Consider the following 23,456-nt stretch of genomic DNA (forward strand, 5'->3'; position numbering starts at 1 on the left):
GAATGAAATTATTGATCTTTTTATTGTTCATTAGCTGTATTAAAGTTGATGCAACTGAAATTACAATAGTAACGGAAGTATTTCCGGACTTTCAGTATCTCAATGAAGATAATAAACTCGTTGGCCGTTCTGTCGATAAAGTTCATAAAGCGCTAGAAGGCACTGGTATAAAATACACTATGTTGGCGCATAGTTGGGCCATATCTTACAATGCAGCGCTACGCGATAAAAACACCTGTATATTTTCAATTGTTCGACTACCTAATAGAGAAAGTAAGTTTAACTGGGTAGGTGAACTGGAAAGCTTTGATTCTGCTATTTATGGTCTAAAATCTAGAGGTATAAAGTTAAATACTCTCAATGATGCTAAAAAATATAAAATAGCAGTACTGCGTGATAACTTTAGTCATCACTATTTGCTTGAGAGGGGCTTTAGTGAGAACAAGCATTTATTACTCATCGATAGCCTAGATAAAATAGATAAACTCATAAGCACTCGTCACGATATTCTTGATTTTGTTGTTCTTAGCAAAAAGCAATTTAGCTATCGAATAAAAACTGAGCCTAGGCTTGAGCTACTCGAGCCATTACTAAATCTAAATACAGCCCAATCTCCATTATTTTTTGCTTGTAATATAAATATGGATCCGGCCTTAGTTGTTCAATTAAAAGTCGCCTTTAAAGGCAATTAAACAGTTTAAAAAAACAGTTTAATCAATGTAACCTCATGAAATTAAATTACTTTAATATATTTTATAAATATAAATTGCCGCATTTAAAAAACCGATTATAATCCAGCTGCTTTTTGTTTAAAAAAGCACTAACTTTTTGGAGCGTTAAATGGGTGATTTAATCGGGATTAGCTTATTGATCTTGATCAGTGCGTTGTTTGCTATGTCAGAAATAGCAATTGCAGCGTCGCGTAAAATAAAACTGCGAGTAATGGCAGATGAAGGGAATATAAAGGCAGCAGCGGTACTAAAGCTACAAGAAAATCCAGGGGCTTTTTTTGCCATGATCCAAATAGCACTCAACGCGATAGCGATATTGGGTGGTATTGTGGGCGAGCAGGCCTTATCGCCTTATGTTGAAAGTGTGTTGGTATTGTTTTATCAAGGTGCGCATTTAGAAAAAATTAGCTTTTTATTCTCATTTTTTACTATTACATCCTTGTTTATATTATTCGCCGATTTAATGCCAAAGCGTTTAGCGATGATCATGCCAGAAGCGGTCGCTGTTAGAGTGGTTACAATAATGCGCTGGGTTACCTTTGCATTAACCCCGCTGGTGATGTTTTTTAATGGTGTCACTAACTTTGTGTTGCGCTTATTTAAAGTGCCCGCTGAGCGAGAAGACAATGTGACAACTGAGGACATTGTTGCCATGATGGAAGCAGGTGCTGCATATGGTAGTTTGCAAAAGCAAGAGTATGAATTAATTGGCAATGTGTTTGACCTAGAAGCACGATTTTTATCAAGCGTGATGACGCCACGTGACCAAATTGTATATTTTGATTTAAACGAATCTAGCCATGATATTGCGACTAAAATTATTGACCATCCTCATAACCACTTTTTAGTGGTGTCAGGAAATTTAGATAAGTTGCATGGCTCTGTTGAATCTAAAGATATTTTACGACAAGTACTAAAAGGCGAAGCTGCCAATATAAACGATGATCTCATTGATAAAGATGTTTTTTACTTACCCGAAACATTAAGCTTATCTGAAGCTTTAAATGCGTTTAAAAGTGCAGCAAAACCATTTGCTGTTGTCGTAAACGAATATGCGCTTTCGGTTGGTATTGTAACGGTAAAAGATTTAATGAAAGGGTTTATGGGTGATTTAATCACTCATCAAGGCGACGAATTAATCATAGAACGCGATAAAAATTCATGGCTTGTAGATGGCTTAACCCCAATTACCGATTTAGCAAAAGTACTTGATATAGAAGAATTTCCTGATCAGATGCACTATGAAACGGTCGCTGGCTTTTTAATTTACAATATGAAGCGAATACCTAAACGCGCGGAGCATTTAACTTTTTCAGGCTTTAAGTTTGAAGTTGTTGATGTAGAAGGAATTAGGGTAGAGCAGTTGTTAGTTTCAAGGGTTATTAACCCGCAGAGTGCTAATATCCTTTAAAATAAGGTGTGCGCTTTAGTTTTTATATAAATAGCCAAGCTGTATTTGCTTGGCTTTTTTGTGTCTGTTAAAAACTTCGTTTCTAAAATGAGATATTATTTCAATATGTTAAGTTGTTTTATTTTCATACAGTCTTGATTCTATTTTCATCTAATTAACATTAAATGCAACCTAAGACGTATATTGTACTGAGGAGTGTAAGTTTGTGTAAATTTCTTCTAATTAAGATTCATTATCAGCGCGTTTTAATTTAGAATGATCGTTCACTCTAAACTAAAAGGTATTTAACATGCAGCGTTCCCGCATCGCTTTATTTGTATTGTCAGCCCTCGTCGGTTCTGTTGCTTTAACTGGTTGCGATCAGGCTGCTGAGCAGTCACAAGCTTCAGCTCCTAAAGCTGTACCAGTGGGTGTACTTACATTAAAAAGCCAAGCGCTTACTCTCAAAAAAGAACTTCCTGGTCGTATCAGTGCATTTCAAATTGCTGAAATTCGCCCACAAGTAAGTGGTATTGTGCAATCTCGTTTATTTGTAGAAGGTAAAGAGGTTAAACAAGGCCAGGCTCTGTACCAAATAGACCCTGCGACATTTGAAGCAGACTTAGCAGCAAGTGAAGCAAGTGTTGCACGTGCTCAGGCGAGTATTTCAAGTAGTAAAGCTAAAGCATCTCGCTTTAGCGAGCTTTTAAAAATAAAAGCGGTAAGTCAGCAAGACTTTGATGAAGCAGATGCTGCATACAAACAAGCAAAAGCAGAATTATTAACGGCTAAAGCGCAGTTAAAATCGGCGCAAATTAACCTTGATTACAGCCATGTGTCGTCACCAATTAGTGGTCAAATTAGTAAATCAAGCGTAACAGTTGGTGCATTAGTAAGTGCCAATCAAAGTACTGCACTTGCTACAGTGACTCAGTTAGATCCAATTTATATCGATTTAACACAATCAAGTAATGAGCTTACCAAACTTAAAAAAGCAATATCATCAGGTGCTCTAAGTGTTGATTCGACTAGCCAAACTGACGTTGAACTTATTATGGAAGATGGTTCTGTTTATCCTCATAAAGGCACATTGCAGTTTTCTGAAGTGACAGTTGATCCAAGTACTGGCTCAGTAATACTACGTGCTAAATTTTCAAATCCAGAAAAATTATTACTGCCAGGCATGTATGCCCGAGCTTCTATTGTGGAAGGTGTTAAGGCGGGTGCTATTTTAGCTCCGCAACGTGGTGTTAGCCGTAATTCAAAAGGCGAACCAACAGCAATGGTTGTCAGCAAAGATAACACAGTAGAAAGCCGCGTATTAAAAGTAGATAGAACGATTGGTTCTGATTGGCTTGTTACTGATGGCTTAATGGATGGCGATAAATTAATAGTTGAAGGTTTACAAAAAATCCGCCCTGGTGCACCAGTGAATCCATCTGAAATTCAATCGTCTACTAAAGCCGATCAAGCGCAATAACGGAGAGTTTTAATGTCACGATTTTTTATCGATAGACCGATATTTGCTTGGGTACTCGCTATTGTAGTGATGCTTGCAGGTATTTTGGCAATTAGGAGTTTACCTATTTCGCAGTATCCTTCAATTGCACCACCTGCAGTGAGTATTACTGCAACGTACCCTGGTGCATCTGCACGTACACTTGAAGATACGGTAACGCAAGTTATTGAGCAAAAAATGAAAGGACTTGATGGCCTGCTTTATATGTCATCTACGTCTGAGTCGAGTGGTTCTGCTACGCTTACACTTTCGTTTAGCGCTGAAACTGACCCTGATATTGCACAAGTCCAAGTGCAAAATAAACTAGCAACAGCGACTCCACTATTACCAGAAGCCGTTCAAAGGCAAGGTGTTGTAGTTGCAAAGTCAGCGCGTAACTTTTTAATGGTTTATGCTTTTGTGTCTAAAGATGGCAGCATGACCAATATTGATATTGGCGATTATGTTTCATCAAACGTGCAAGATATTGTCTCACGTGTTGAAGGCGTAGGTGAAGTGCAGCTGTTTGGTTCTCAGTACGCGATGCGTATTTGGTTAGACCCTTCAAAGTTACAAAATTATAAGCTGACACCTGCTGATATTAGTGCATCAATTAGTGCGCAAAATGCACAAGTATCTGCCGGTCAACTTGGCGGTATGCCTGCCGTTGATGGTCAGCAACTTAATGCAACAGTAACGGCTCAAAGTCGATTACAAACGCCAGAGCAATTTGAACAAATATTGGTTAAAACCAATCCAGATGGCTCTTTTGTACGTCTAGAGGACGTTGCTAGAGTAGAGCTTGGCGGTGAAAGTTACCGCGTTGTTGCTCGTTACGATGGACAACCAGCATCAGGCTTAGGTATTAAACTAGCCAGTGGTGCTAATGCACTTGATACTGCCGCTGGAGTTAAAAAAGCAATTGAAGAGCTAAAACCGTTTTTCCCTGAAGGGTTAGATGCTGTTATACCTTACGACACAACGCCGTTTGTATCGTTATCTATCGAAAAAGTTATTCATACCTTAATTGAAGCTGTTGTACTTGTTTTTGTAGTTATGTATTTGTTCCTACAAAACTTTAGGGCAACACTTATACCAACAATAGCAGTGCCAGTGGTTTTACTAGGTACGTTTGGTATTTTGTACACCTTTGGTTATTCAATAAATACGCTAACGATGTTTGCGATGGTACTTGCCATAGGCTTATTGGTAGATGACGCAATCGTTGTGGTAGAAAACGTTGAGCGCTTAATGACCGAGGAAAAACTCTCGGCACTTGAAGCTACGCGTAAATCGATGGATGAAATTAAAGGCGCGCTGGTAGGTATTGCCATGGTGCTTTCTGCGGTATTTATCCCAATGGCATTCTTTAGTGGCTCTACCGGTATTATTTATCGTCAGTTTTCTATAACACTGGTATCGGCGATGGGGTTATCTGTTTTAGTTGCTCTTATTTTAACGCCTGCATTGTGTGCAACGCTTTTAAAACCAAGCCATGTACATAACAATGAGACGTTATTTGGCCGATTTTTTACAGGCTTTAACCGTGGTTTTGATAAAACAAATTCAGGTGCACAAAGCTTTGTAGGCCGTATGCTTACGCACTCTAAACGCTACTTACTTATTTATGGTGTGATTGTGGGCGGTATGGTTTATGTATTCTCAAGCTTGCCAACGGCATTTTTACCTGACGAAGACCAAGGTATTTTGTTTAACCAAGTTTCACTGCCAGCAGGCTCTACAACACAGCAAACGCTTGAGGTTGTTAAAAAGGTAGAAAATCACTTTTTAAACGATCAATCTGAAGCTGTGAATGGTATTTTTACCGTTACTGGTTTTAGTTTTGCAGGCTCTGGCCAAAACTCAGCAATTGCCTTTGTTAACCTTAAACATTGGGATGAGCGTCAACGTGACGAGTTATCTGTTCAAGGTGTTGCAGGTAAAGCGATGGGCTACTTTTCAACGATAAAAGAAGCGTTTGTGTTTGCATTCCCGCCACCTGCAATTGTTGAACTGGGTACTGCTAATGGCTTCAATATTTTCTTACAAGACCGTGTAGGCCTTGGCCATGACGCACTTTTGGCGGCACGAAATCAGTTATTAGGTTTAGCAAGCCAAAGTCCAATTTTAGCGGGCGTACGTCCAAATGGACAAGAAGATATGCCAGAACTACAACTTGATACAGATTTGGCAAAAGCCGAAGCGCTTGGTGTGTCGCAAAACGATATTAACAGTACACTTTCGACAGCATGGGGTAGTAGTTATGTGAATGACTTTATTGACCGTGGTCGAGTTAAAAAAGTGTATATGCAAGGTGATGCACAATCGCGCATGGTGCCTGAGGATCTAAATAAGTGGTATGTGCGCAATGATAATGGCGATATGGTGCCGTTTTCAGCGTTCGCTAGTGCTTACTGGACGTATGGTTCGCCACGTTTAGAGCGTTACAATGGTTTTTCAGCAATGGAAATTCAAGGTAGCGCAGCGCCGGGTTACAGTACAGGCCAAGCAATGGATGAAATGGAGCGTTTAGTTAAACAATTACCTAATGGTATTTCGTCTGAGTGGACCGGTATTTCATTCCAAGAGCGCTCAAGTAGTGGTCAAGCACCTTTACTATATGGCTTATCGCTATTGTTTGTATTTTTATGTTTAGCTGCACTTTATGAAAGTTGGTCGGTACCGTTTGCGGTAATGATGATTGTGCCACTGGGTATATTTGGTGCAATTATGGCAGCGCTAGGCGGTGGTTTATCAAACGATATTTACTTGCAGGTAGGCTTGTTGACCACCATTGGTTTGGCATCTAAAAATGCGATACTGATTGTAGAGTTTGCGATTCATAAAATGGATGAAGGACTAGGGCTTGTTGATGCTGCAGTTGCTGCGGTACGCCTTCGTTTACGTCCAATTTTAATGACTTCAATGGCGTTTATTTGTGGTGTAATCCCACTAGCAATCGCCTCAAGCGCGGGCTCTGGTGCGCAAAATGCGCTAGGTATTTCGATTATTGGTGGCACACTTGCATCATCAATATTAGTTGTTGTTTTTGTACCTTTATTCTTTGTTTTAGTTCGCCGTGTATTCCCAGGTAAAGCTAAAGAGACAACGAAGGAGAGTGCAGAATGAGTATTAAAACATTCAGCCTAAGTGCAATTACTTTATTGGTGCTAAGTGGTTGTCAATTAGCGCCAGAGCAAAAAGACCTTGCTCTACCAGTATCTGATGCTTATGCATCAGGTACTGAGCAAAGCGCTGCGCAGCAATTAAATTGGCAGCAGTTTTTTAATGATGAAAAACTACAAACGTTAATTAGTCAAAGCCTTGAGCACAATAAAGACATGCAAATTGCAGTGCTTAATGTGCAGCGTGTTCGTGGTTTGTATCAAATTGAAGACTCTGCTTTGTATCCGTCGCTTGATTTAAACGCATCTGGTACGCGCCAGCGTTTACCGGCTGACTTATCAGGTACTGGCGATGCAGCTATTAGCTCACAATACAGTGCAACAGTGGGCATTACGTCTTACGAGTTAGATATTTGGGGCAAAGTACGCAATCAATCAGCGCAAGCACTCCAAAATTTATACTCTACAGAGCTTAGCCAATACAGTACGCAGGTGTCTTTAATTTCAGAGTTGGCAAATGCGTGGCTTAGTTACGCGACGGACTTACAACTGCTAGAGCTTGCAAAAGAAACGCTCACCTCTCAGCAAGAATCATTATCGCTTACGCAAAAAAGCTTTGATTTAGGTGCGACGTCTTCGATTACCCTTGAGCAGCTTAGAAGTACAGTTGCTACAGCAAAAGTAGACATAGCAACGTACAAACGTTTGTTAAAGCGTGATAAAAGTGCCCTAGATTTATTAGTGGGTAAATCTGTTTCAGCTGATTTACTGCCTAGTAAAGACCTGACTAACTTGATCAGTATGCCAGAAGTGCCGGTCGGTTTACCGTCTGACCTGTTATCGCAACGCCCTGATATTAAAGCCGCTGAGCATTTAATGCTTGCTGCAAATGCCAATATTGGTATTGCACGTGCGGCGTTTTATCCAAGTATTAGCTTAACAGCCAATGCCGGGTCTGCTTCAAGTGATTTAAGTGGCTTGTTTGATTCAGGCTCGGGTACATGGAGTTTTGTGCCGTCAATTAGCTTACCTATTTTTAATATGGGACGTAACCAAGCAAATCTTGATGTAGCAAAAGCTGATCAAGAAATTGCAGTGGCTACTTATCAGCAAAAAATTCAAAATGCGTTTCGCGAAGTTGCCGATGCTCTTGCTGATAGAGAAGGTTACCAAGAGCAATTAAGTGCACTTGATATGCTTATAAGTAGCCGACAAATCACATTTGATTTATCAAAAATGCGTTACGAAAAAGGCGCAGATAGCTACTTGCAAGTACTTGATGCTCAGCGTACATGGTACGGCGCACAGCAACAGTTAATTTCGGGTCAGCAAGCGTATCTTGCAAGCCAAATTAACTTGTACAAAGCGCTTGGTGGCGGATGGAATACGAGCGACAAAACAACTCAGGAAGAGCAGTAATATTAGCAGCTCGCTGGCGAGCTGCATTTTAATGATACAGCGAGGCTATTTATAGTGCTCGCTTTACTGAGTTTAAGACTTAGTAGTGGAGTTGAACATGAAGCCTAAAGCAAGAAGGCAAACAGATCCCGCGATAGCGCAAGCTAGGCGCGAACAAATACTAACAGCTGCTGCAGAGTGTTTTCACCGAAAAGGTTACCACGGTGCAGGCATGGCTGAAATATCTAAAACGGCAGGGATGAGTGCAGGCCATATTTATAATTACTTTGAAAGTAAAGAAGCAATTATAGAAAGCATTATTGAAAAAGACATGGAAGAGATGTTTTCTATCTTCCAACAGTTTGAAGATCATCCTGGTGATGTACTTCAAGCGCTCATTGATGGCTTAAACATTGGTGTGCAAAGGCACATGGACACGGGATCGTGTGTTATTGATTTAGACATGATGGCTGAAGCAGGTCGAAATGTTAAAGTGGCAACACTTTTACGCGAAACTGATGTTCAGGCAAGAGATCGCATGAGACAGCTTTTAACAAGTGAGCGAAGTGCGCTAAAAGATATTGATGAACTTGAACTTGAAAGCCGAATTAATGTTATTTTTTCGATGATGGCGGGGTTATTACTCAGAAAGTTACTTTACCCTGAGCTAACCGAAGAAACGGTACTAATAGCACTTCGCCCTGCAATGAAAACATTACTGATGCCATTTGATGAAGCGCAGTAACGCTCAAAATAAATAACCAAAAGTAAGCTAGCCAATATTTTGGCTAGCTTTTTTATTTTAGTCTATTTAAAAGCGCTCGATTGACCACTGAAGTGCAATGATTGCGATAGCAACGGAGCCCATTGGCATTAACCACTTTTTATACCAAGTGTAGTGTCGTACATAAATGAGTATTGGTAAGGCTACTAGTAAGATACTAAGTTGGCCGATTTCGACGCCTAAATTAAACGCTAAAATGCTAAGCAGTTGATAGTCGCTCGACAAGCCAAGTTCGCCAAGTACGCTCGCAAATCCCATCCCATGTAGTAAACCAAAAGCAAAAGTAAGCCAACCTAAACGAAGTACCAACGGCCACACATTATTTAATGCTGCAAATAAAACCGATATAGCAATTCCAAGTTCTACCCAGCGGCTATTTGGTGATACAAGGTTCATAGCGGTGCCGGTAAGCGTAATAGAGTGCGCAAGCGTAAACGCGGTTACTATCCATGCTGTGTGTTTAATAATTTGTTTTTTAGAGCTAATACCTTGCCATGCTTTATCGCTGCGTTTTAAAACACAGGTAAGTAACAGGGCGATTAAAAATAAAATATGATCAATACCAATCCAAATATGTAAAACACCCTGATACACGTATTGATTAAACGTACTTAAATAACTTGTTTGCTCAAAGCTGAACGTTTGTTGTGCCTCGTTGATATTAAATACACGAGATACACCGTTTATATTTACGATGGATTTATGATTGGCATCGGTTTTAAAAAAAGCGGAATAGGAAAGGGAGATTGCTTCATTGTCATCACAGCTAAACAGCAGCGGAATAACCAAATAAGGCTGGTTAAAATGGTTATCTAGCTGATAGATACCTTCACTTTTTAAAGGGCATGATTGCGCGTTTTGCGTGATATTTAAATTTTCTTCAATGAAGTTATTAATTGAGCTGCGTTTTGCTTTTATTTCTGCCCACGAAATTTGCCCATTTTTGTCTAAATCCAGAGGCACTGCGTGCTCTAAGTCGGCTATATTAATTTGCCAGGTACCCGTGTATTGGTTTTTGTTGGTGTCGTTATTGTTCTCGCTATTTAAGGTTATATAACTTGTACTTAATTGATGGGCAAAGCTGTAAGTTGAAAAAATGCACAGCATTAAAGTGAGTATAAATAGATAAGGCGTTTTCATAGTGTGTCTCGTTGCATCGCTTTTGCTTGAGTAAGTAATTGCTCATCGGTGCTCATTTTAGCCTGTTGCCAATTAATATGAGCCCAGTAAAGTGCTTTTTCGCGATTTGGTTGTACATCAAGGTAATATTTAGCTAAGTCACTTGCATGAAAAGAATCTTTGCGAAGCTCTCGTAGTGTAACTCTTTGCGCCATTGTATTTTGCCATTTTTTATCGCGTTTATTTAGTTTTTTTTCTGCGATTGAAAGTCTTAACAAAATAGCATCCTCTAAATTACTTTTATCAGGTAGCAGTACGCTTAATGTATTTAATACTTGTTGTGGTTGATTTAGAGCAATTTGAATATCGGCCCATAAAACAATAAGGCTCACAGGGGCTTGAACTAAATCTACACTTTGTAAGTGAGACAACGCTTGTTTGTAGTTATTTAAACGGTAGCTCATTTCACTTAAAACATGGTTTGTAGCTAGGCTAGTTTGATTATTATTTATAATTTTTACTAATGCTTGGTAGCTGTCTAAAACGCTTTCATGTTGGCTTTGTACATCGAGTACACAGGTGCTAGCAGTAATAGTGCTTACTTGCCCAATTAAGGCTACGCAGTGTTTTTTTGCTTGTGCGAACTTACCTTGAGTCATAAATATATTGGCTAGCAATAAATGGCTATTACTATGTTTTGGCTCTCCAATCAAAACGTTGTTAGCAATATCAATAGCTTCGTCAAAAAGGTGCTCTTTTTGTAAAACGCGAGCATATAAGTAACCAATTTGAGATGAGGGTGTTTGTTTATATAGCTGGGCTAAACGGGTTTTAAGTAGCCCCTGTAAGCGCTCTGTTTGGCCTGCATATTGGCTGTTAGTGACTAATGTATTTATTTCCTCAACAGACAGAGAAGCACTAAGCGTTGAATTACTTTTGGCAATAACTGCATCATCTTTTGGGGTAAAAGGCGCAGCGCTTAACGCAATGGGTGTTAGGCAGAAAGTAATAAATGCGACGGACTTAAAAATTGATAAATGCATTATAAATATCCTTTGAAAAAAGCCATCCATGGCCTGTCAGCTTAATTACTTGGTTAGTTACCGTTTGTTGAAATTAATCCATCAACATCGGTATCGGTGTTTGTAAACACCCGACCGTTAACAGTTAACGGCTCTGCATTTGGGGCTTGATTAAATGCATCGGTTGCAAATTGAGCAAAGTCGACTTGTAGTGCGTCAATTGTAATGTTCACTGTTGCAGTTACTTGCGAATTAACGCCATCACTTACACCAAACATAAAACTATCTGAACCTGTCACTTCTTTATGCGGTGTATAGGTAAAGTTACCATCGCTATTAACGGTAACAGTTCCAAGAGTTGGCTCACTTGTTAACGAGTAAGTAAGCGAATCGCCATCATTGTCGGTTGCGCTAAGCATATCGGTAATGCTTACTTCAGTTTGTGTAGTTAGCATTGCATCACTTGCGGTAGGCGCTGTGTTTACAACCGGTGTAGGTTGTTTTTTATCGTCATCGCTACTACATGCTCCCAATGTTAATGCACTGAGGAGAACACAAATATGGGTAGTTTTTAAATTACGCATTATTTTACTCCTTATTTAGAGCCAGCAAGCGGTGTTGCAAGGTATGGGAATGATGAATCCATCATTGTTGCATCAATAGGCGCGCCGTCTGTAAATGGCACTGTGCCTGTATTAGCATCCTCTGGTGCACAAAGTCCTAAATCAGTGTCTTCACCATTTACAGGAATAGGATGACATAAACGACCCATCACAACACGAAGTGCAATATCAACCACATCATCACCCGGGCGACGACCATTTGGGAAGCCGGCTAAATCATTACCCGCTACACCAAATGCAGATTGATCAGCTTGCGCTGTTGCTGCAATGCCTGTATTTAAACGTAGCATTTCTGAAGGTGTTACAGTTGCTTGTTGATTAACGCCTGCAAAACCTGTTAAAAATGCAGTGATTAAATCAGTACGCGGGAAGTTTGTGGGTGCCAGTGTTTCTAAGTTTGCGCCAAGGGTCGTATTAACAGCATCTTTAAATAAAATGTTTAATAACTCTGGTAGTGCTGGATGAGATACATAATCTAAAAATTGTGCATCATCTTTAGGGTGAGCAGTGGAAAATGTGTCTTTGTCTTTAATGCCAATTACAAGCTCGTTTACAAGCGGGCTACCCAAGCGTGAAACTTGTGTTAAAGCACCACCATTAACGGCGTTATTAGCAAATTTAGCATTAGGGTTTAATACGCGAGCTTGAGGTAGGCTTGCTGTTGTCCACGAACCTATTACGCCGTTACCTTCACCAACAATACAGCTTTTAGGTATTTCGATAGCGATTGATGTTACGTTTTTATCTGCAAGGTCGTCGTTATCAGCTGATTGTGTTATACCACCTGGAAAACCACCGCCGTCACCAGCACCAGGGGCGCTATCACCCTCTACAGGTACATAGTTAACTAAATCAAATGTTTTGCCTAGGTTAACTACAAATGGGTCTTTACGTTGTCCTACAAAAACTTGTGCCATGCTTTCACAGTTAGGAATTGAAACCTGATACACAAATTGGTCAGCGTAAGTTTGGTAATCGCTCATTGAACCAAATGTTTTATTGCCCACATAATCAAGTGGTTTAGAAAATGTACTTGAGTTTGATGCTGTGTTGTTTAGTAGCGTTGTTTCGCCAGTACGCTGCGCGCCGCTAATCATACTCATTGTGTATGATTCGCTAAAATTTGCAGCGCTGTCATCACCGGCAGATACACCGCCTACATTTTTAAGCGGTACAGACACGGTACGCTGATTACCTTCAGGTCCAACAGTTAATTGCACGCCTTGATTATCGTTAGGGAGCATGCTTTTAAAGTTAAACGCAAATGTAATATCTTCAACAGCATCGCCATCGTTATCGATATGAATGCTGTAAGTTGCATCCGGATCCATTGCAAAGTAATTAGGGCCGCCGTATGCGTCTTGTAGCGGGATGTAGTTAGCTATTAGTGTTACAAAATCGCCACGGCCTTGCTCGTAACTATTAAATACATAAAAATCGGTTGAATCTAAAGTCGGGAAACGGCTTATATTTGGCGCTTCTCTGTGGCTTGATGCTTCACTTGGTGCACTTACAAACGTACTACATATTACTACTGCGAGTATTGATGGAGTTAAAGCTTTCATGACTTTGTCCTTTAGTTTTGATTGAAGTCATAGCTAATAACGGGGCAGGATTTAAATTGGATGCAAAAAAGTTAAATTATTTTTATTTTTTGTTAAAAAAGTTTTAAAGAAGGTTGGCTGCTTTAAGTAAACAGCCAACTTTAGTCATAATAGTAGGGTTATAAAAGTACCAGCTCTGTGGTGTATAGTACCTCAGTAGGAGATCCATTTGGTGAGCCACCAATAGGTTCTAAGCTCACTGCTAACAATGCGATATCACTTGCGTTAAAGCGGTTATCTTTAAATAATATTTTACTGCCTTGCTTGGGCAGTAAACCCAGTGAAATAGGTGCATCTTGCCCTTTTAAAATCATCCACAACTCATAATCTTTATTAGTTTGGGCAACCAATTGGCTACTGGCTTTAATTGAGAGCCCTTGCTCGCTTACATCAATAAACCACAATGATTGTTTATCTTGATTTTGAACCAAAGCAATTTGTTGAGTGTGCATAACATTGGTACTAGGTTGAATAACCAAAAAGGCTAAAACAATACACGCAGCAGTTGCCACAAAAGACCATGTACGCCAAATTGAAGGCTTGGTATGTATGACTGTTTTACTTGTTTGTGGCCTGTTTTCAATACGCTGTAGTATATTTACCCATACATCGTCACGTGGCGTTTGCGGTGTAATAGCACTCGCTAAGTTGTTTAGGTTTTGCTCCCATAGACTTGTTGCTTCACGTGCTTGATTTGAGTTAAGTAACAGACGCTGAAAACGCTTACGGGCAAGCCCTCTAAGTGTGCCAAGCACGTACTGCCCAGCAAGCGCGTCTAATAGTTCGGGTTTATTATAATTCATAATGTTAAACACCTTTGTAGCTGCATAAGCCCACGCCTGATCCAGCTTTTAACTGTACCTAATGGCGTCTCTATATGATCCACTAGCTCGCTATGACTCAGCCCCTTATAATAAGCTAAGTGAATAGCTTGTTTTTGTTGCGGCTCAAGTTGTTCGATACAATTAACCAGTTTCGTTTCTTCATCGTAATTAACGTCAACACTTTCATTTTCATATTCGTCATCGCCTAACGACTGCTCTTTTCGTACTTTGTGATAGCGCAGTGAGTCAAGACTTCTATACCTAACTATACTTATCATCCAACTAATAACGGTGCCTTTAGAGGCGTTATATTCAGATGCGTTATGCCAAATTTTTATAAAAGCGTCTTGTAGTGCTTCCTCAGCATGTGCTCTATTTGTGAGCATGTTTAAACTAATCGCAAAAAGTTTGCCGCTAGTTTGTTGATACAAACTCGAGAAAGCATTTTTGTCTCCTTGTGCTGTTGCGCACAAAAGAGGGAGTAAATCATCGTTATCCATAGGGGTCCTGTTTTTCTTATTATCATTGAGAAAACGGTTGAGAGTGTGATTTGGATGCAAAAAATTTAATTGATTTTTAGATTAGCTGCTTTATACGTTAGTACAAGCAATAACCGATCAGTGTTTGAAATTTAGACGTGTAAGTATAATTTATTCACATGTTTGTAAAAAATGCACAAAGAGCAGATTGCACTTAAATTTATTTTATTATTAACATTATATATCAATAGCTTATAATTTTAATTTGAATTTAAAATGCCATTTATATGGCGTGATATTTGCAAAAGAGTACATAAAGCCGTTTAAATTAAAATTAGAAAATTGGAATTATTTACACAAAGGAGAAACTATGTGGGCTGCAATTGGTTATTCACTTTTAGCATTACTACTTATTTTTATTGGTTGGGAAGTAAACTCTGTTTACTTTGCTATTGTTTTTTATTGGACTGCACTGTCACTTTTATTAGTGAGTACCGCATATATTTTTAATACAGCAAAAATATTTAGAAAACGTGAAAATGGGGTGATCCCATTTTATATACGTTGGGCATTTGTGCCATTTTTATTTGGTGTGCAAATTTATAATGCCTGGTCACGTAAGCGCGATAAAGTGCCGCCAATTCAAAAAATAAACGAAAACCTATTTTTAGCTTGCCGATTATTTCCCTCAGACATAGACACATTAAAAGATAACGGAATTACTGCAATTTTAGACGTTACGTGTGAATTTGACGGACTCGAGTGGAGTTCAACACAAGAGAATATAAATTACTTAAACATTCCGGTGCTCGATCATAGTATTCCTACCCATTCTCAGTTAAATCAGGCTATTAATTGGATACATCATCATATTAAAGAAAACCGTCGCGTAGTTGTACATTGTGCTTTAGGCCGTGGGCGGTCAGTTTTTGTAATGGCGGCTTATTTATTGAGTCAAAACAAAAATGCAGATGTACATGAAGTACTTGCACAAATAAAGGAAACCCGCGAAACCGCAAACTTAAATAAGCATCAGCTGCGTCATTTAGCTAAGCGCCATAAAAAAGGCGAGCTGCTGATTAAAAACAAAGCAGTTTTAATTGCAAATCCAGTATCTGGTACACGATTATGGCAAGAAAAAGAGCACTTAATTGTTGCGCGGTTATCGGCCTATTACGATTTAAAAGTACTTACTACTTCACAAGACGTAAACGGTATTGAGCTTGCTAAACAGGCAATTGCGCAAAATCCAGACATGATAATAGCGTGTGGAGGCGATGGTACCGTGGCCGAAGTTGCAAGCGTACTTGTAAATACACAATGTAAGCTAGGTATTATACCAATGGGGACTGCAAACGCACTTGCGCATGTATTGATGGGGATTAGCTCTAAATTTATTCCTGTTGAACAAGCCTGTGATTTAATAATTGATGGTCAAACAAGCACAATAGATACCGCTTATTGTAATAACGAATTAGTACTTTTATTAGCGGGTATTGGTTTTGAGCAATCTATGATAGAAAAAGCAGATAGAGAGTCGAAAAATAAGTCGGGGCAACTTGCCTATTTAAATGGTTTTTTTGAAGCCTTTGGTGAGCAAAAATCACAGCTACTTAGTGTAAAACTCGATGATAATGAGCCGAAAGAAATATGTACAAATAGCTTTATTGTGGCTAATGCTGCGCCTTTTACAACGTTATTGGCTCAAGGTGGTGGGCAGCCAGATCATAGTGACGGGCTTCTTGATGTAAATTGGCTAACACCAAATAATGAAAATTCTACGACAATATTGAGTATTGCAGAACTGATGTTTAGCAGTTTAACGCAAACACATTTAGCTATAAATTCGCATCATACAAATGCTAAAAGAGTCGAGGTGACAGGCGAAGGAGAGCTTAAGTACGTACTTGACGGTGAAGTTAAAACTGCTCACAGACTCGTTATTACTATTGAGCCGGCCTCATTAAATGTGATTTGCAAAGAGCAATAAATCGCGCTAGTTACAATTAAAAAAGGAGCTAAATTAGCTCCTTTTTTACATCATTTTTTAATTGATGGCCAAACAAACCCTGTTGTATCCGGCGCTTGAGAAGATGTTTCTCTCGGTGCACTTTTTGGTCTACGAATAGGTTTGTTATTTATAGTGTGAATATAAAGTGCTTCCACTTTATCGCGAGCCCAAGGCGTTTTACGCAAAAACTTTAAACTCGATTTAATGCTCGGTTGATCAGTAAAACACTTAATTTTCACTTGCTCGCCAAGGGTTCTCCAGCCAAGTCGCTGTTCTAACTCAACAAGTATTTGTTCTAACGTTACCCCATGTAAAGGGTTTTTAGGTTGATTATCCATAGCCATACTACTTATTTAAACTGCGTGCATTGTAGCTCAAATCAGCTTTTAGCGCTAATTCACAGTGATTGTTTTAGGAGCGGTTGGGTAAATAGCATTACCTTGTTTATCTATTTTAAGCCAAATGAGTTGACTGTTACTGTGTTGAGGGTTTTTAGCACCGCATAAAAGTGTAAAAGAGTGAATTTGTATTAACGCGCCTTCGCTATAGCGTTTGTTGTCGTACCAACAGTTTGATTCTTCATTTACAAACTGGTTTGCATCAATAATTGAATGGGTTTTAAGGGTTGTTGCTTCACTAAATATTGAATACGATAAGCTGCTAAAACAAAAGCATAGAATTAAAAAGTTACGCATTAGAGGCCTTTAAATAGGGAGGGTTAAAAATAATACATTAAGCTAAAAAACGTGCTAGTGTAAAGTACACAAAGTGATTTTAATTATAAACTTAGTTACTCACAGAACAACTTGGATTCAAATAAAAGGTGCACACAATGCAATTTAATCAAACAATGATCGAAGAATTCACACTATTAGCAAAGTTTCCTCGCGACAGCAAAATGCAGGGTATTAAATTACACTCAGACGCAGAGCCAAGCTTACTTAGTGCAGCGCAACGTTTATTTGAAAAAGGGATTATAGATAGCCCAGATGGCGGGTATTTAACTGATCTGGGCTTAGATTTAATTGAGCACATTACGGTTATTCATAGTGCGCTACAAAGTTAGTTTTAAATTAGCTTAATTTGCATCGGGTTGATTTTGCGGTGCAGCATCATTAAATGCAGCTAATTTATTACAGTGTTCGTAAATAGCTGCAATTTTTGGATAAGCGCTCATATCTATGTTAAAACGAATTGCATTAAATACTTGCGGTACTAAACAAATGTCAGCAAGTGTTGGTTGGTTACCAATACAGTAGTCATCACTTTCGTTTAGCATCAGTTCTATTTTTTCAAAACCAATTTCTATCCAATGTCGATACCATTTATTTTTAGCCTCGTCATCAACACCTAATTCGTTTGATAAATACTTCAGCACGCGTAAATTATTAACAGGGTGAATATCGCAGGCAATGGCAAAGCTTAAGTTTCTTATTTGTGCTTTTTGCCACGCAGTCCCTGTAATTAATGGCGATTGCGGATAAGTTTCATCAAGCCATTCCAGTATTGCAAGCGATTGTGCTAATACACCATCATCGGTTTCAAGTGCAGGGAGTAAGCCTTGTGGATTAGTAGCTAAATATTCCTCCCCAAGTTGCTCTGATTTTAAAAGGTTAACAATAGCAAGTTCATGATCGATTGCTTTTAAGTTAAGCGCTATACGCACTCTATAAGCCGCTGATGAGCGAAAGTAGCTGTATAATTTCATAATTAATCCTGTGAACCTGTAAATTGTTTTTTAATAGTACGCCAGCAATCGGTGTAGTTTGGTTGGCGCTCTTTGCCTTCTAGTGCATATTTTGTTGGTGAAATTATATAGCGCGACTCAAACATAAAGGCCAATGTGTTTTCGTATTTTTGTGGTGTAAGCTCAGCGTTTGAAGCTTTTTCAAATACGTCGGCTTCAGGTCCATGTGGCGACATACAATTGTGTAAACTTGCGCCACCAGGTACAAAGCCGTGCTCTTTTGCATCATACACACCTTCAATTAAGCCCATAAATTCACTCATAATATTGCGGTGATAATAAGGCGGGCGAAATGTATTTTCGGCTACCATCCAACGCGGTGGAAATATCACAAAATCGACATTAGCCATACCCTCAGTAGCAGAAGGAGAGGTTAGCACAGTAAATATGGAAGGGTCGGGGTGATCAAAACTCACTGTATTCATTACATTAAAACGCGATAAGTCGTATTTATAGGGTGAGCTATTACCGGTCCATGCAACTACATCAAAAGGGGAGTGCTTTATTTCACAGCTAAATAAATTACCGTTAAATTTAGAAACAAGCTCAAAGTCACCTTCTTTATCTTCAAAGGCAGCAACGGGGTATTGAAAGTCTCTGTCGTTAGCGTAGCCATTAGCACCAACAGGGCCTCGCTCAGCAAGCTCTAACGCATGACCATAATTTTCACAAATATAACCACGCGCGGTATCGTCAATTAAATCAACAGAGAATTTAATTCCTCTAGGTATAACCGCAATTTCACCAGGTTTAATGCTTAACTTACCGCACTCGGTGTGAATTAATAACTCACCTTGCTGAGGGACAAACAACATTTCGCCATCGGCATTGCAAAAGTAACGCCCTTTCATTGACTGATTAGCGACATATACATGAATGCCAATACCAGATTGCCCATTAGCACTGCCATTAGCTGCCATCGTTACCAAGCCATCAATAAAGTCAGTAGGCTGTGAAGGCATCTCAATAGGATTCCAACGTAGCATTGTTGGTGGTGTTACGGCTTCAGTGATTGGGGCTGTTCTTATTAGGCCGTTATCAATTGCTTGGTAATCACCTTGCACTACAGATGGGCGAAGGCGGTAAAACCAAGTGCGACGATTTGAAGCGCGAGGAGCCGTAAATGCAGTCGAACTAAATTGCTCAGTGTATAAATCGTATTTAACCTTTTGTGGGCTAAATTGTCCTATTGGCAATGCATCAGGTAGCGCTTGTGTTTCAAATTCATTACCAAAACCTGTCATATAACTTAATTGTGTCGTCATTACTGACTCCTGTGAGAGGGGGTTGGTTTAATATTATTTTTATTTCAGTTAAGATACTCTCAAGTGAGACTAATATCAAATGTGCAACTGCGCGCGTCCGTAAATATAAATGAACACTAAAGTAAAGCTTACAAAGCTGGGATAACCAAAAATGAAAATTGATTTAGCAACGTTTTTACCCTATCAATTAACGAATATAGCAACGCGCGTAAGTAATGATTTTGCAGAGGTTTATCAAACTAAATACGGTTTAAATATTCCTCAGTGGCGAATACTTGCTAATTTAGCGCAGTATGGCCAAAGCAACGCAAAGGATTTATGCGCGCAAGCAAATATGGACAAGTCGACTGTTTCACGCGCGGTAAAAGTTTTAATTGATAAAGGTTTAGTGATAAGTGAGTTAAATGAGCAAGATAAGCGCGCAGCATTACTTGTACTGAGTAAAGCAGGGCAAAGCTTATATGAGCAAATAGCGCCCGATGCATTAAATTGGGAAAAACAATTACTGAGCACTTTGACTAACGAAGAATACGAAGTGTTAGTGAGTATTTTTGAAAAGTTAAATAACAAATTAAAGGCATAAAAAAGCCCACAAAGTGGGCTTTTAAATATTAACTAATTTAATAAGCTAAATTAGAAAGTGTAACGAACACCAACTTTAACTCTGTAAGTTGAATCTTCCGCTTCAAAAGTAAAGTCATCATTTATAGGGTTGCCAATGATGTATTTACCCGTTGCTTGGTCAATATCCATCTCAATAACATCTCTTGAGTTGTTATTCTGGCGGTAAACCTTACCTTTAGATGAATCAATTAAGTTTAATAAGTTATCTATAACGAAATAAAACTCGCCACGATGATCATCTGCAAAACCAGGGATTTCTTGTGATACATACAAATCCATTGTAGTTACCCAAGGTGTTTTTCCTTGGCTTCTATCAGCAAAACCACCAGCAGAACCTGAAAGCCCTAGACTGTCAAAATGAGCTAAAACTTCAGCTTCACTAACACCATCAGCATAAATCACATTTGGATCATTTGCTGTTGGAACATAAGGTAAGTAGTTACCACCAAATGTTGAACCAAAACCAGAAGGCTGAATTAGGTCTTGATTAAAGAAACGTCCACCACTTAGGTTCTCTAAACTTACTAGCTGGCTATAAGCTGAACCAGAATTACGCTCAATAAATAAGTTAAACTTGGTTTTATAATTTTCAATTAATTCAGCCGTATACCCTAGATTAATTACAAATCTGTGCTCAGTTTCATAAGGTGACACACCAACTTGAGTTTCTTGATGGTCTCCAAAATGACCAAAGCGGTAGTTACTACGTGCTGTTGATGAGCTTCCTGGATTGCCATCTGTAATATCTTGGTTTGTATAAGACGCATCAAACTTGAAGCCGTTATCCCAAGACTTAGATATACCAGTGCTTAAGATAACAGATCTGCCATCGTCATCAGCATTTGTAAGCATTATTTCTAGTTCGCGTGTATCGTAAAACGGTAGAGTACCATCTATCGTTGAACCAACCACATCACCATCTTGTAAAAGCGCAGCGTTAATCCATTCAGCGCTATTTTCCTTTTTAGTATAAATAGCTGTAGTTGTCCAAGCAAAACCTTCACCAAGGTATGGAATATCTAAATTAACATCACTGTTTAACATGAATGTCCACTGTGAAGGGATTTCAAAATCAGGATCAATGAAGTTAGAGGTAGAGCCACTAGTACCTGAACTTACTGCAGCTATTGCTTCAGGGATTGGGGTGTTTAAAGCTGTAGAAGGGATAGATATAGGGTCTCTAGGTGCAAAAGACTGCTTACTGATACCATCGCTAGAATACGAGTTAGATATCCAAACGTTAGGGTTGCCACCAGCATAGCGACCAGCACTACCTCTTATGGTTACATCTTCATTAAGTGTATAAGTAAAACCAACGCGAGGTAGTATTATATCTTCGCCATCTAGGTTGTTTGTATTACTAAAACCAGTACGAGTTTCTAAACCTGCGTTGTAAATCGGTTTATCGTCAGAGCCCAAACGCTCATAACGTAAGCCAGCAGACAATATTAAGTCGTCACTGTAATCCCATGTATCATTTACATATAGAGCGATATCATTTCGTGAAAACTTAGCAATTACAGCTGCAGGATTATTACCAGTACCATTACTATAACTATATTCAGATGCTATTTGGTCATTAAAATCTTGTAAACTATTAAATGAGATAACACCTTTTGAACCAGGTAAAAATTGATTCTCAATATCTAGTACATCATATTTGATACCAAACTCTATAGTGTGTTCATCTAAAAGGTATGTACCATCGAACTTAACTGTAAACAAGTCGTTTTCTAGAGTGTTGGAATGACGGAATTCATCAGAGCCAAATGCAATAGCACCTTCTTCACCATCACCATCTACATCAAGGTTTTCAATCGTAATATCGCCTAGATTAAATGAATTACCAAGAGATATAGCCCCAGTTTTAACTGACTTTTGAGTTACGCTAATTTGCGTTGAAAATTCGTCAGTCCAATCTGAATACAAAGTTGAACTGAAGTTGTCTAATTTTTGTGCATTATTGTACCACTGGGTACTCAATCTTAATTCTGTATTATTGTTAGTCATGTTACGAGTGCTATTACCTTCACTGTGCATATATACGAAGTTAGCACGATGGTAATCATTGATATTCCAATCAATTTTTGCAATGTACTTTTCATCATTTAACTGAGGTTGTACATCTGATTCACCAATATCACTAATACCATATACATCATTAGCTATGGCTCTAACAGCCTCTAAATCGGCAGTAGTTACAGTTGTTTTATTTGTTCCAACATTTGAACCAGCTACGCCATATTCTAATTGTTGCGGTGATTCAAATTTTTCATAAGCAGCAAAAATAAACAACTTATCTTCAATTATTGGAGCACCAAAAGACGCGCCATAGTTTTTTTCTTCAAAATCTAATTCAAGCTTTTCACCAGAAGCATCTTTTGGAGAGCCAGCCCAATCGCTGCTTAATTTTTCATAAAAAACACTGCCGTGCAGTTCATTCGTGCCTGATTTGAATACGGCATCTACATTACCACCAGTAAATCCACTTGATTTTGCATTAATTGGAGCAACAGAGACTGAAACTTGATCTAGTGCATCTAGAGGGAAAGGGTTACGCTGAGTAGGGTAGCCATTGCCATTTAGACCAAAATCATCATTTAGTGGGATACCGTCAATGGTTATTGAATTCGTACGAGGATTAGACCCAGCGATCGTCATCGAACTCTCGCTACCAGGCTGAATAACTACTAAAGGATTGTTTTTAACAATATCTTTTATATCACGACCTATACTAGGTGTTGTAGTTATTGCTTCTTGTCCAAAGTAAGAGTCATTTGCAGATGAATTGAATAGAACTGGGGAGCCAGTTACAACAATAGATTCCATGCTGTTACTAGATAGTTGTTGATCTAGCTGTCTAGTTTCGCCAAGTGAAAGATAAACATCTTCAATTTGAACATCTCGGTAAACATCAGAATCAATAATTATTTTGTAAGGACCACCTACACGAAGGCCTGTGGCATTGTATGTACCTGTATCGTTTGTTGTTACTACTCTGCGGGTACCTGTTGGCTCATGAACTAATATTAGCTTAGTATTTGCTGCAGGATTACCGTTAGGGCCAGATATTTGCCCTTTAACTGATGACGTTGTGTCACTAGCGAATACGCCACCACTCACACCAACACATGCTGCGATAGCAAGTGAAAGAGCTGTTTTGCGAAGTTGAGTTTTCATTTAATTTTCCCGTGTAGTTATTAATTAAATTT

At 38.9% G+C, this 23,456-nt stretch carries 20 protein-coding genes; 9 read left to right on the forward strand and 11 right to left on the reverse strand.

The genetic code is table 11. The features are described from left to right. Window positions 1–2: 2 nt before the first annotated feature. The 6 genes from I6F53_RS02315 to I6F53_RS02340 all read left to right on the forward strand — a co-directional run bounded on the left by I6F53_RS02315 (window position 3) and on the right by I6F53_RS02340 (window position 8,887). Entirely contained in the window at window positions 3–692 is a 690-nt protein-coding gene (locus I6F53_RS02315) for a transporter substrate-binding domain-containing protein (RefSeq protein WP_024591832.1), read from the forward strand. A gap of 148 nt (window positions 693–840) precedes the next feature. Further along, the gene (locus I6F53_RS02320) at window positions 841–2,142 is read left to right on the forward strand and encodes a hemolysin family protein (protein ID WP_007582388.1); all 1,302 of its coding nucleotides are present in this window, start codon (window positions 841–843) and stop codon (window positions 2,140–2,142) included. Window positions 2,143–2,431: 289 nt separating this feature from the next. Beyond that, window positions 2,432–3,601 (forward strand): efflux RND transporter periplasmic adaptor subunit, encoded by a 1,170-nt coding sequence (locus tag I6F53_RS02325; protein ID WP_010553970.1) that lies wholly within the window; start codon window positions 2,432–2,434, stop codon window positions 3,599–3,601. A gap of 12 nt (window positions 3,602–3,613) precedes the next feature. Then, a complete protein-coding gene (locus I6F53_RS02330; protein ID WP_165728365.1) occupies window positions 3,614–6,748 on the forward strand; it encodes an efflux RND transporter permease subunit in 3,135 nt (1,044 codons plus the stop codon). After that, the gene (locus I6F53_RS02335) at window positions 6,745–8,163 is read left to right on the forward strand and encodes an efflux transporter outer membrane subunit (RefSeq protein ID WP_197238335.1); all 1,419 of its coding nucleotides are present in this window, start codon (window positions 6,745–6,747) and stop codon (window positions 8,161–8,163) included. The genes I6F53_RS02330 and I6F53_RS02335 overlap by 4 nt, the downstream gene beginning before the upstream one ends. Window positions 8,164–8,260: 97 nt before the next feature. Then, complete coding sequence (locus I6F53_RS02340; protein WP_165728363.1) at window positions 8,261–8,887, forward strand: TetR/AcrR family transcriptional regulator; 627 nt, start codon at window positions 8,261–8,263, stop codon at window positions 8,885–8,887. A gap of 66 nt (window positions 8,888–8,953) precedes the next feature. Here the strand turns inward: I6F53_RS02340 and I6F53_RS02345 are convergent, their stop codons facing one another. From I6F53_RS02345 to I6F53_RS02370, 6 genes are all read right to left on the reverse strand, one after another. Next, on the reverse strand, window positions 8,954–10,066 hold the full coding sequence (locus I6F53_RS02345) for a HupE/UreJ family protein (RefSeq protein WP_165740725.1): 1,113 nt from the start codon (window positions 10,064–10,066) through the stop codon (window positions 8,954–8,956). Then, window positions 10,063–11,088: a hypothetical protein gene (locus I6F53_RS02350; protein WP_165728361.1), complete on the reverse strand. Its 1,026-nt coding sequence runs from the start codon at window positions 11,086–11,088 to the stop codon at window positions 10,063–10,065. The genes I6F53_RS02345 and I6F53_RS02350 overlap by 4 nt, the downstream gene beginning before the upstream one ends. 53 nt (window positions 11,089–11,141) lie before the next feature. Continuing rightward, the gene (locus tag I6F53_RS02355) at window positions 11,142–11,651 is read right to left on the reverse strand and encodes an Ig-like domain-containing protein (protein ID WP_165728360.1); all 510 of its coding nucleotides are present in this window, start codon (window positions 11,649–11,651) and stop codon (window positions 11,142–11,144) included. An 11-nt stretch (window positions 11,652–11,662) separates the two neighbouring features. Next, complete coding sequence (locus tag I6F53_RS02360) at window positions 11,663–13,255, reverse strand: DUF4331 domain-containing protein (RefSeq protein WP_197238336.1); 1,593 nt, start codon at window positions 13,253–13,255, stop codon at window positions 11,663–11,665. Between the two features lie 158 nt (window positions 13,256–13,413). Beyond that, window positions 13,414–14,097 (reverse strand): anti-sigma factor, encoded by a 684-nt coding sequence (locus I6F53_RS02365; protein ID WP_165742202.1) that lies wholly within the window; start codon window positions 14,095–14,097, stop codon window positions 13,414–13,416. Continuing rightward, on the reverse strand, window positions 14,094–14,618 hold the full coding sequence (locus tag I6F53_RS02370) for a sigma-70 family RNA polymerase sigma factor (RefSeq protein ID WP_197238337.1): 525 nt from the start codon (window positions 14,616–14,618) through the stop codon (window positions 14,094–14,096). The genes I6F53_RS02365 and I6F53_RS02370 overlap by 4 nt, the downstream gene beginning before the upstream one ends. 349 nt (window positions 14,619–14,967) lie before the next feature. Here I6F53_RS02370 and I6F53_RS02375 point away from each other — a divergent pair, with 349 nt between their 5' ends. Continuing rightward, window positions 14,968–16,587 (forward strand): diacylglycerol kinase family protein, encoded by a 1,620-nt coding sequence (locus tag I6F53_RS02375; RefSeq protein ID WP_165728356.1) that lies wholly within the window; start codon window positions 14,968–14,970, stop codon window positions 16,585–16,587. Window positions 16,588–16,637: 50 nt separating this feature from the next. Here I6F53_RS02375 and I6F53_RS02380 read toward each other — a convergent pair whose 3' ends face one another. Further along, window positions 16,638–16,946: a VF530 family DNA-binding protein gene (locus I6F53_RS02380; protein WP_010553962.1), complete on the reverse strand. Its 309-nt coding sequence runs from the start codon at window positions 16,944–16,946 to the stop codon at window positions 16,638–16,640. A gap of 54 nt (window positions 16,947–17,000) precedes the next feature. Beyond that, window positions 17,001–17,303 carry a DUF1496 domain-containing protein gene (locus I6F53_RS02385; protein WP_165728355.1) on the reverse strand — a complete coding sequence of 101 codons (303 nt, stop codon included), beginning with the start codon at window positions 17,301–17,303 and terminating at the stop codon, window positions 17,001–17,003. A 137-nt stretch (window positions 17,304–17,440) separates the two neighbouring features. Here I6F53_RS02385 and I6F53_RS02390 point away from each other — a divergent pair, with 137 nt between their 5' ends. Next, a complete protein-coding gene (locus tag I6F53_RS02390; RefSeq protein ID WP_007582405.1) occupies window positions 17,441–17,674 on the forward strand; it encodes a TIGR02647 family protein in 234 nt (77 codons plus the stop codon). Between the two features lie 12 nt (window positions 17,675–17,686). On the opposite strand, the gene maiA is transcribed toward I6F53_RS02390, so the two are convergent. Continuing rightward, on the reverse strand, window positions 17,687–18,316 hold the full coding sequence (gene maiA / locus I6F53_RS02395) for a maleylacetoacetate isomerase (RefSeq protein ID WP_197238338.1): 630 nt from the start codon (window positions 18,314–18,316) through the stop codon (window positions 17,687–17,689). A gap of 2 nt (window positions 18,317–18,318) precedes the next feature. Continuing rightward, window positions 18,319–19,620 carry a homogentisate 1,2-dioxygenase gene (gene hmgA / locus I6F53_RS02400; protein WP_197238339.1) on the reverse strand — a complete coding sequence of 434 codons (1,302 nt, stop codon included), beginning with the start codon at window positions 19,618–19,620 and terminating at the stop codon, window positions 18,319–18,321. Window positions 19,621–19,771: 151 nt separating this feature from the next. Here hmgA and I6F53_RS02405 point away from each other — a divergent pair, with 151 nt between their 5' ends. Then, window positions 19,772–20,203 carry a MarR family winged helix-turn-helix transcriptional regulator gene (locus I6F53_RS02405; RefSeq protein WP_197238340.1) on the forward strand — a complete coding sequence of 144 codons (432 nt, stop codon included), beginning with the start codon at window positions 19,772–19,774 and terminating at the stop codon, window positions 20,201–20,203. A gap of 50 nt (window positions 20,204–20,253) precedes the next feature. On the opposite strand, the gene I6F53_RS02410 is transcribed toward I6F53_RS02405, so the two are convergent. Further along, entirely contained in the window at window positions 20,254–23,424 is a 3,171-nt protein-coding gene (locus I6F53_RS02410) for a TonB-dependent receptor (RefSeq protein ID WP_197238341.1), read from the reverse strand. Between the last annotated feature and the right edge of the window lie 32 nt (window positions 23,425–23,456).

Source organism: Pseudoalteromonas sp. SWN29, assembly GCF_015864465.1.
Classification (GTDB): Bacteria; Pseudomonadota; Gammaproteobacteria; order Enterobacterales; family Alteromonadaceae; genus Pseudoalteromonas.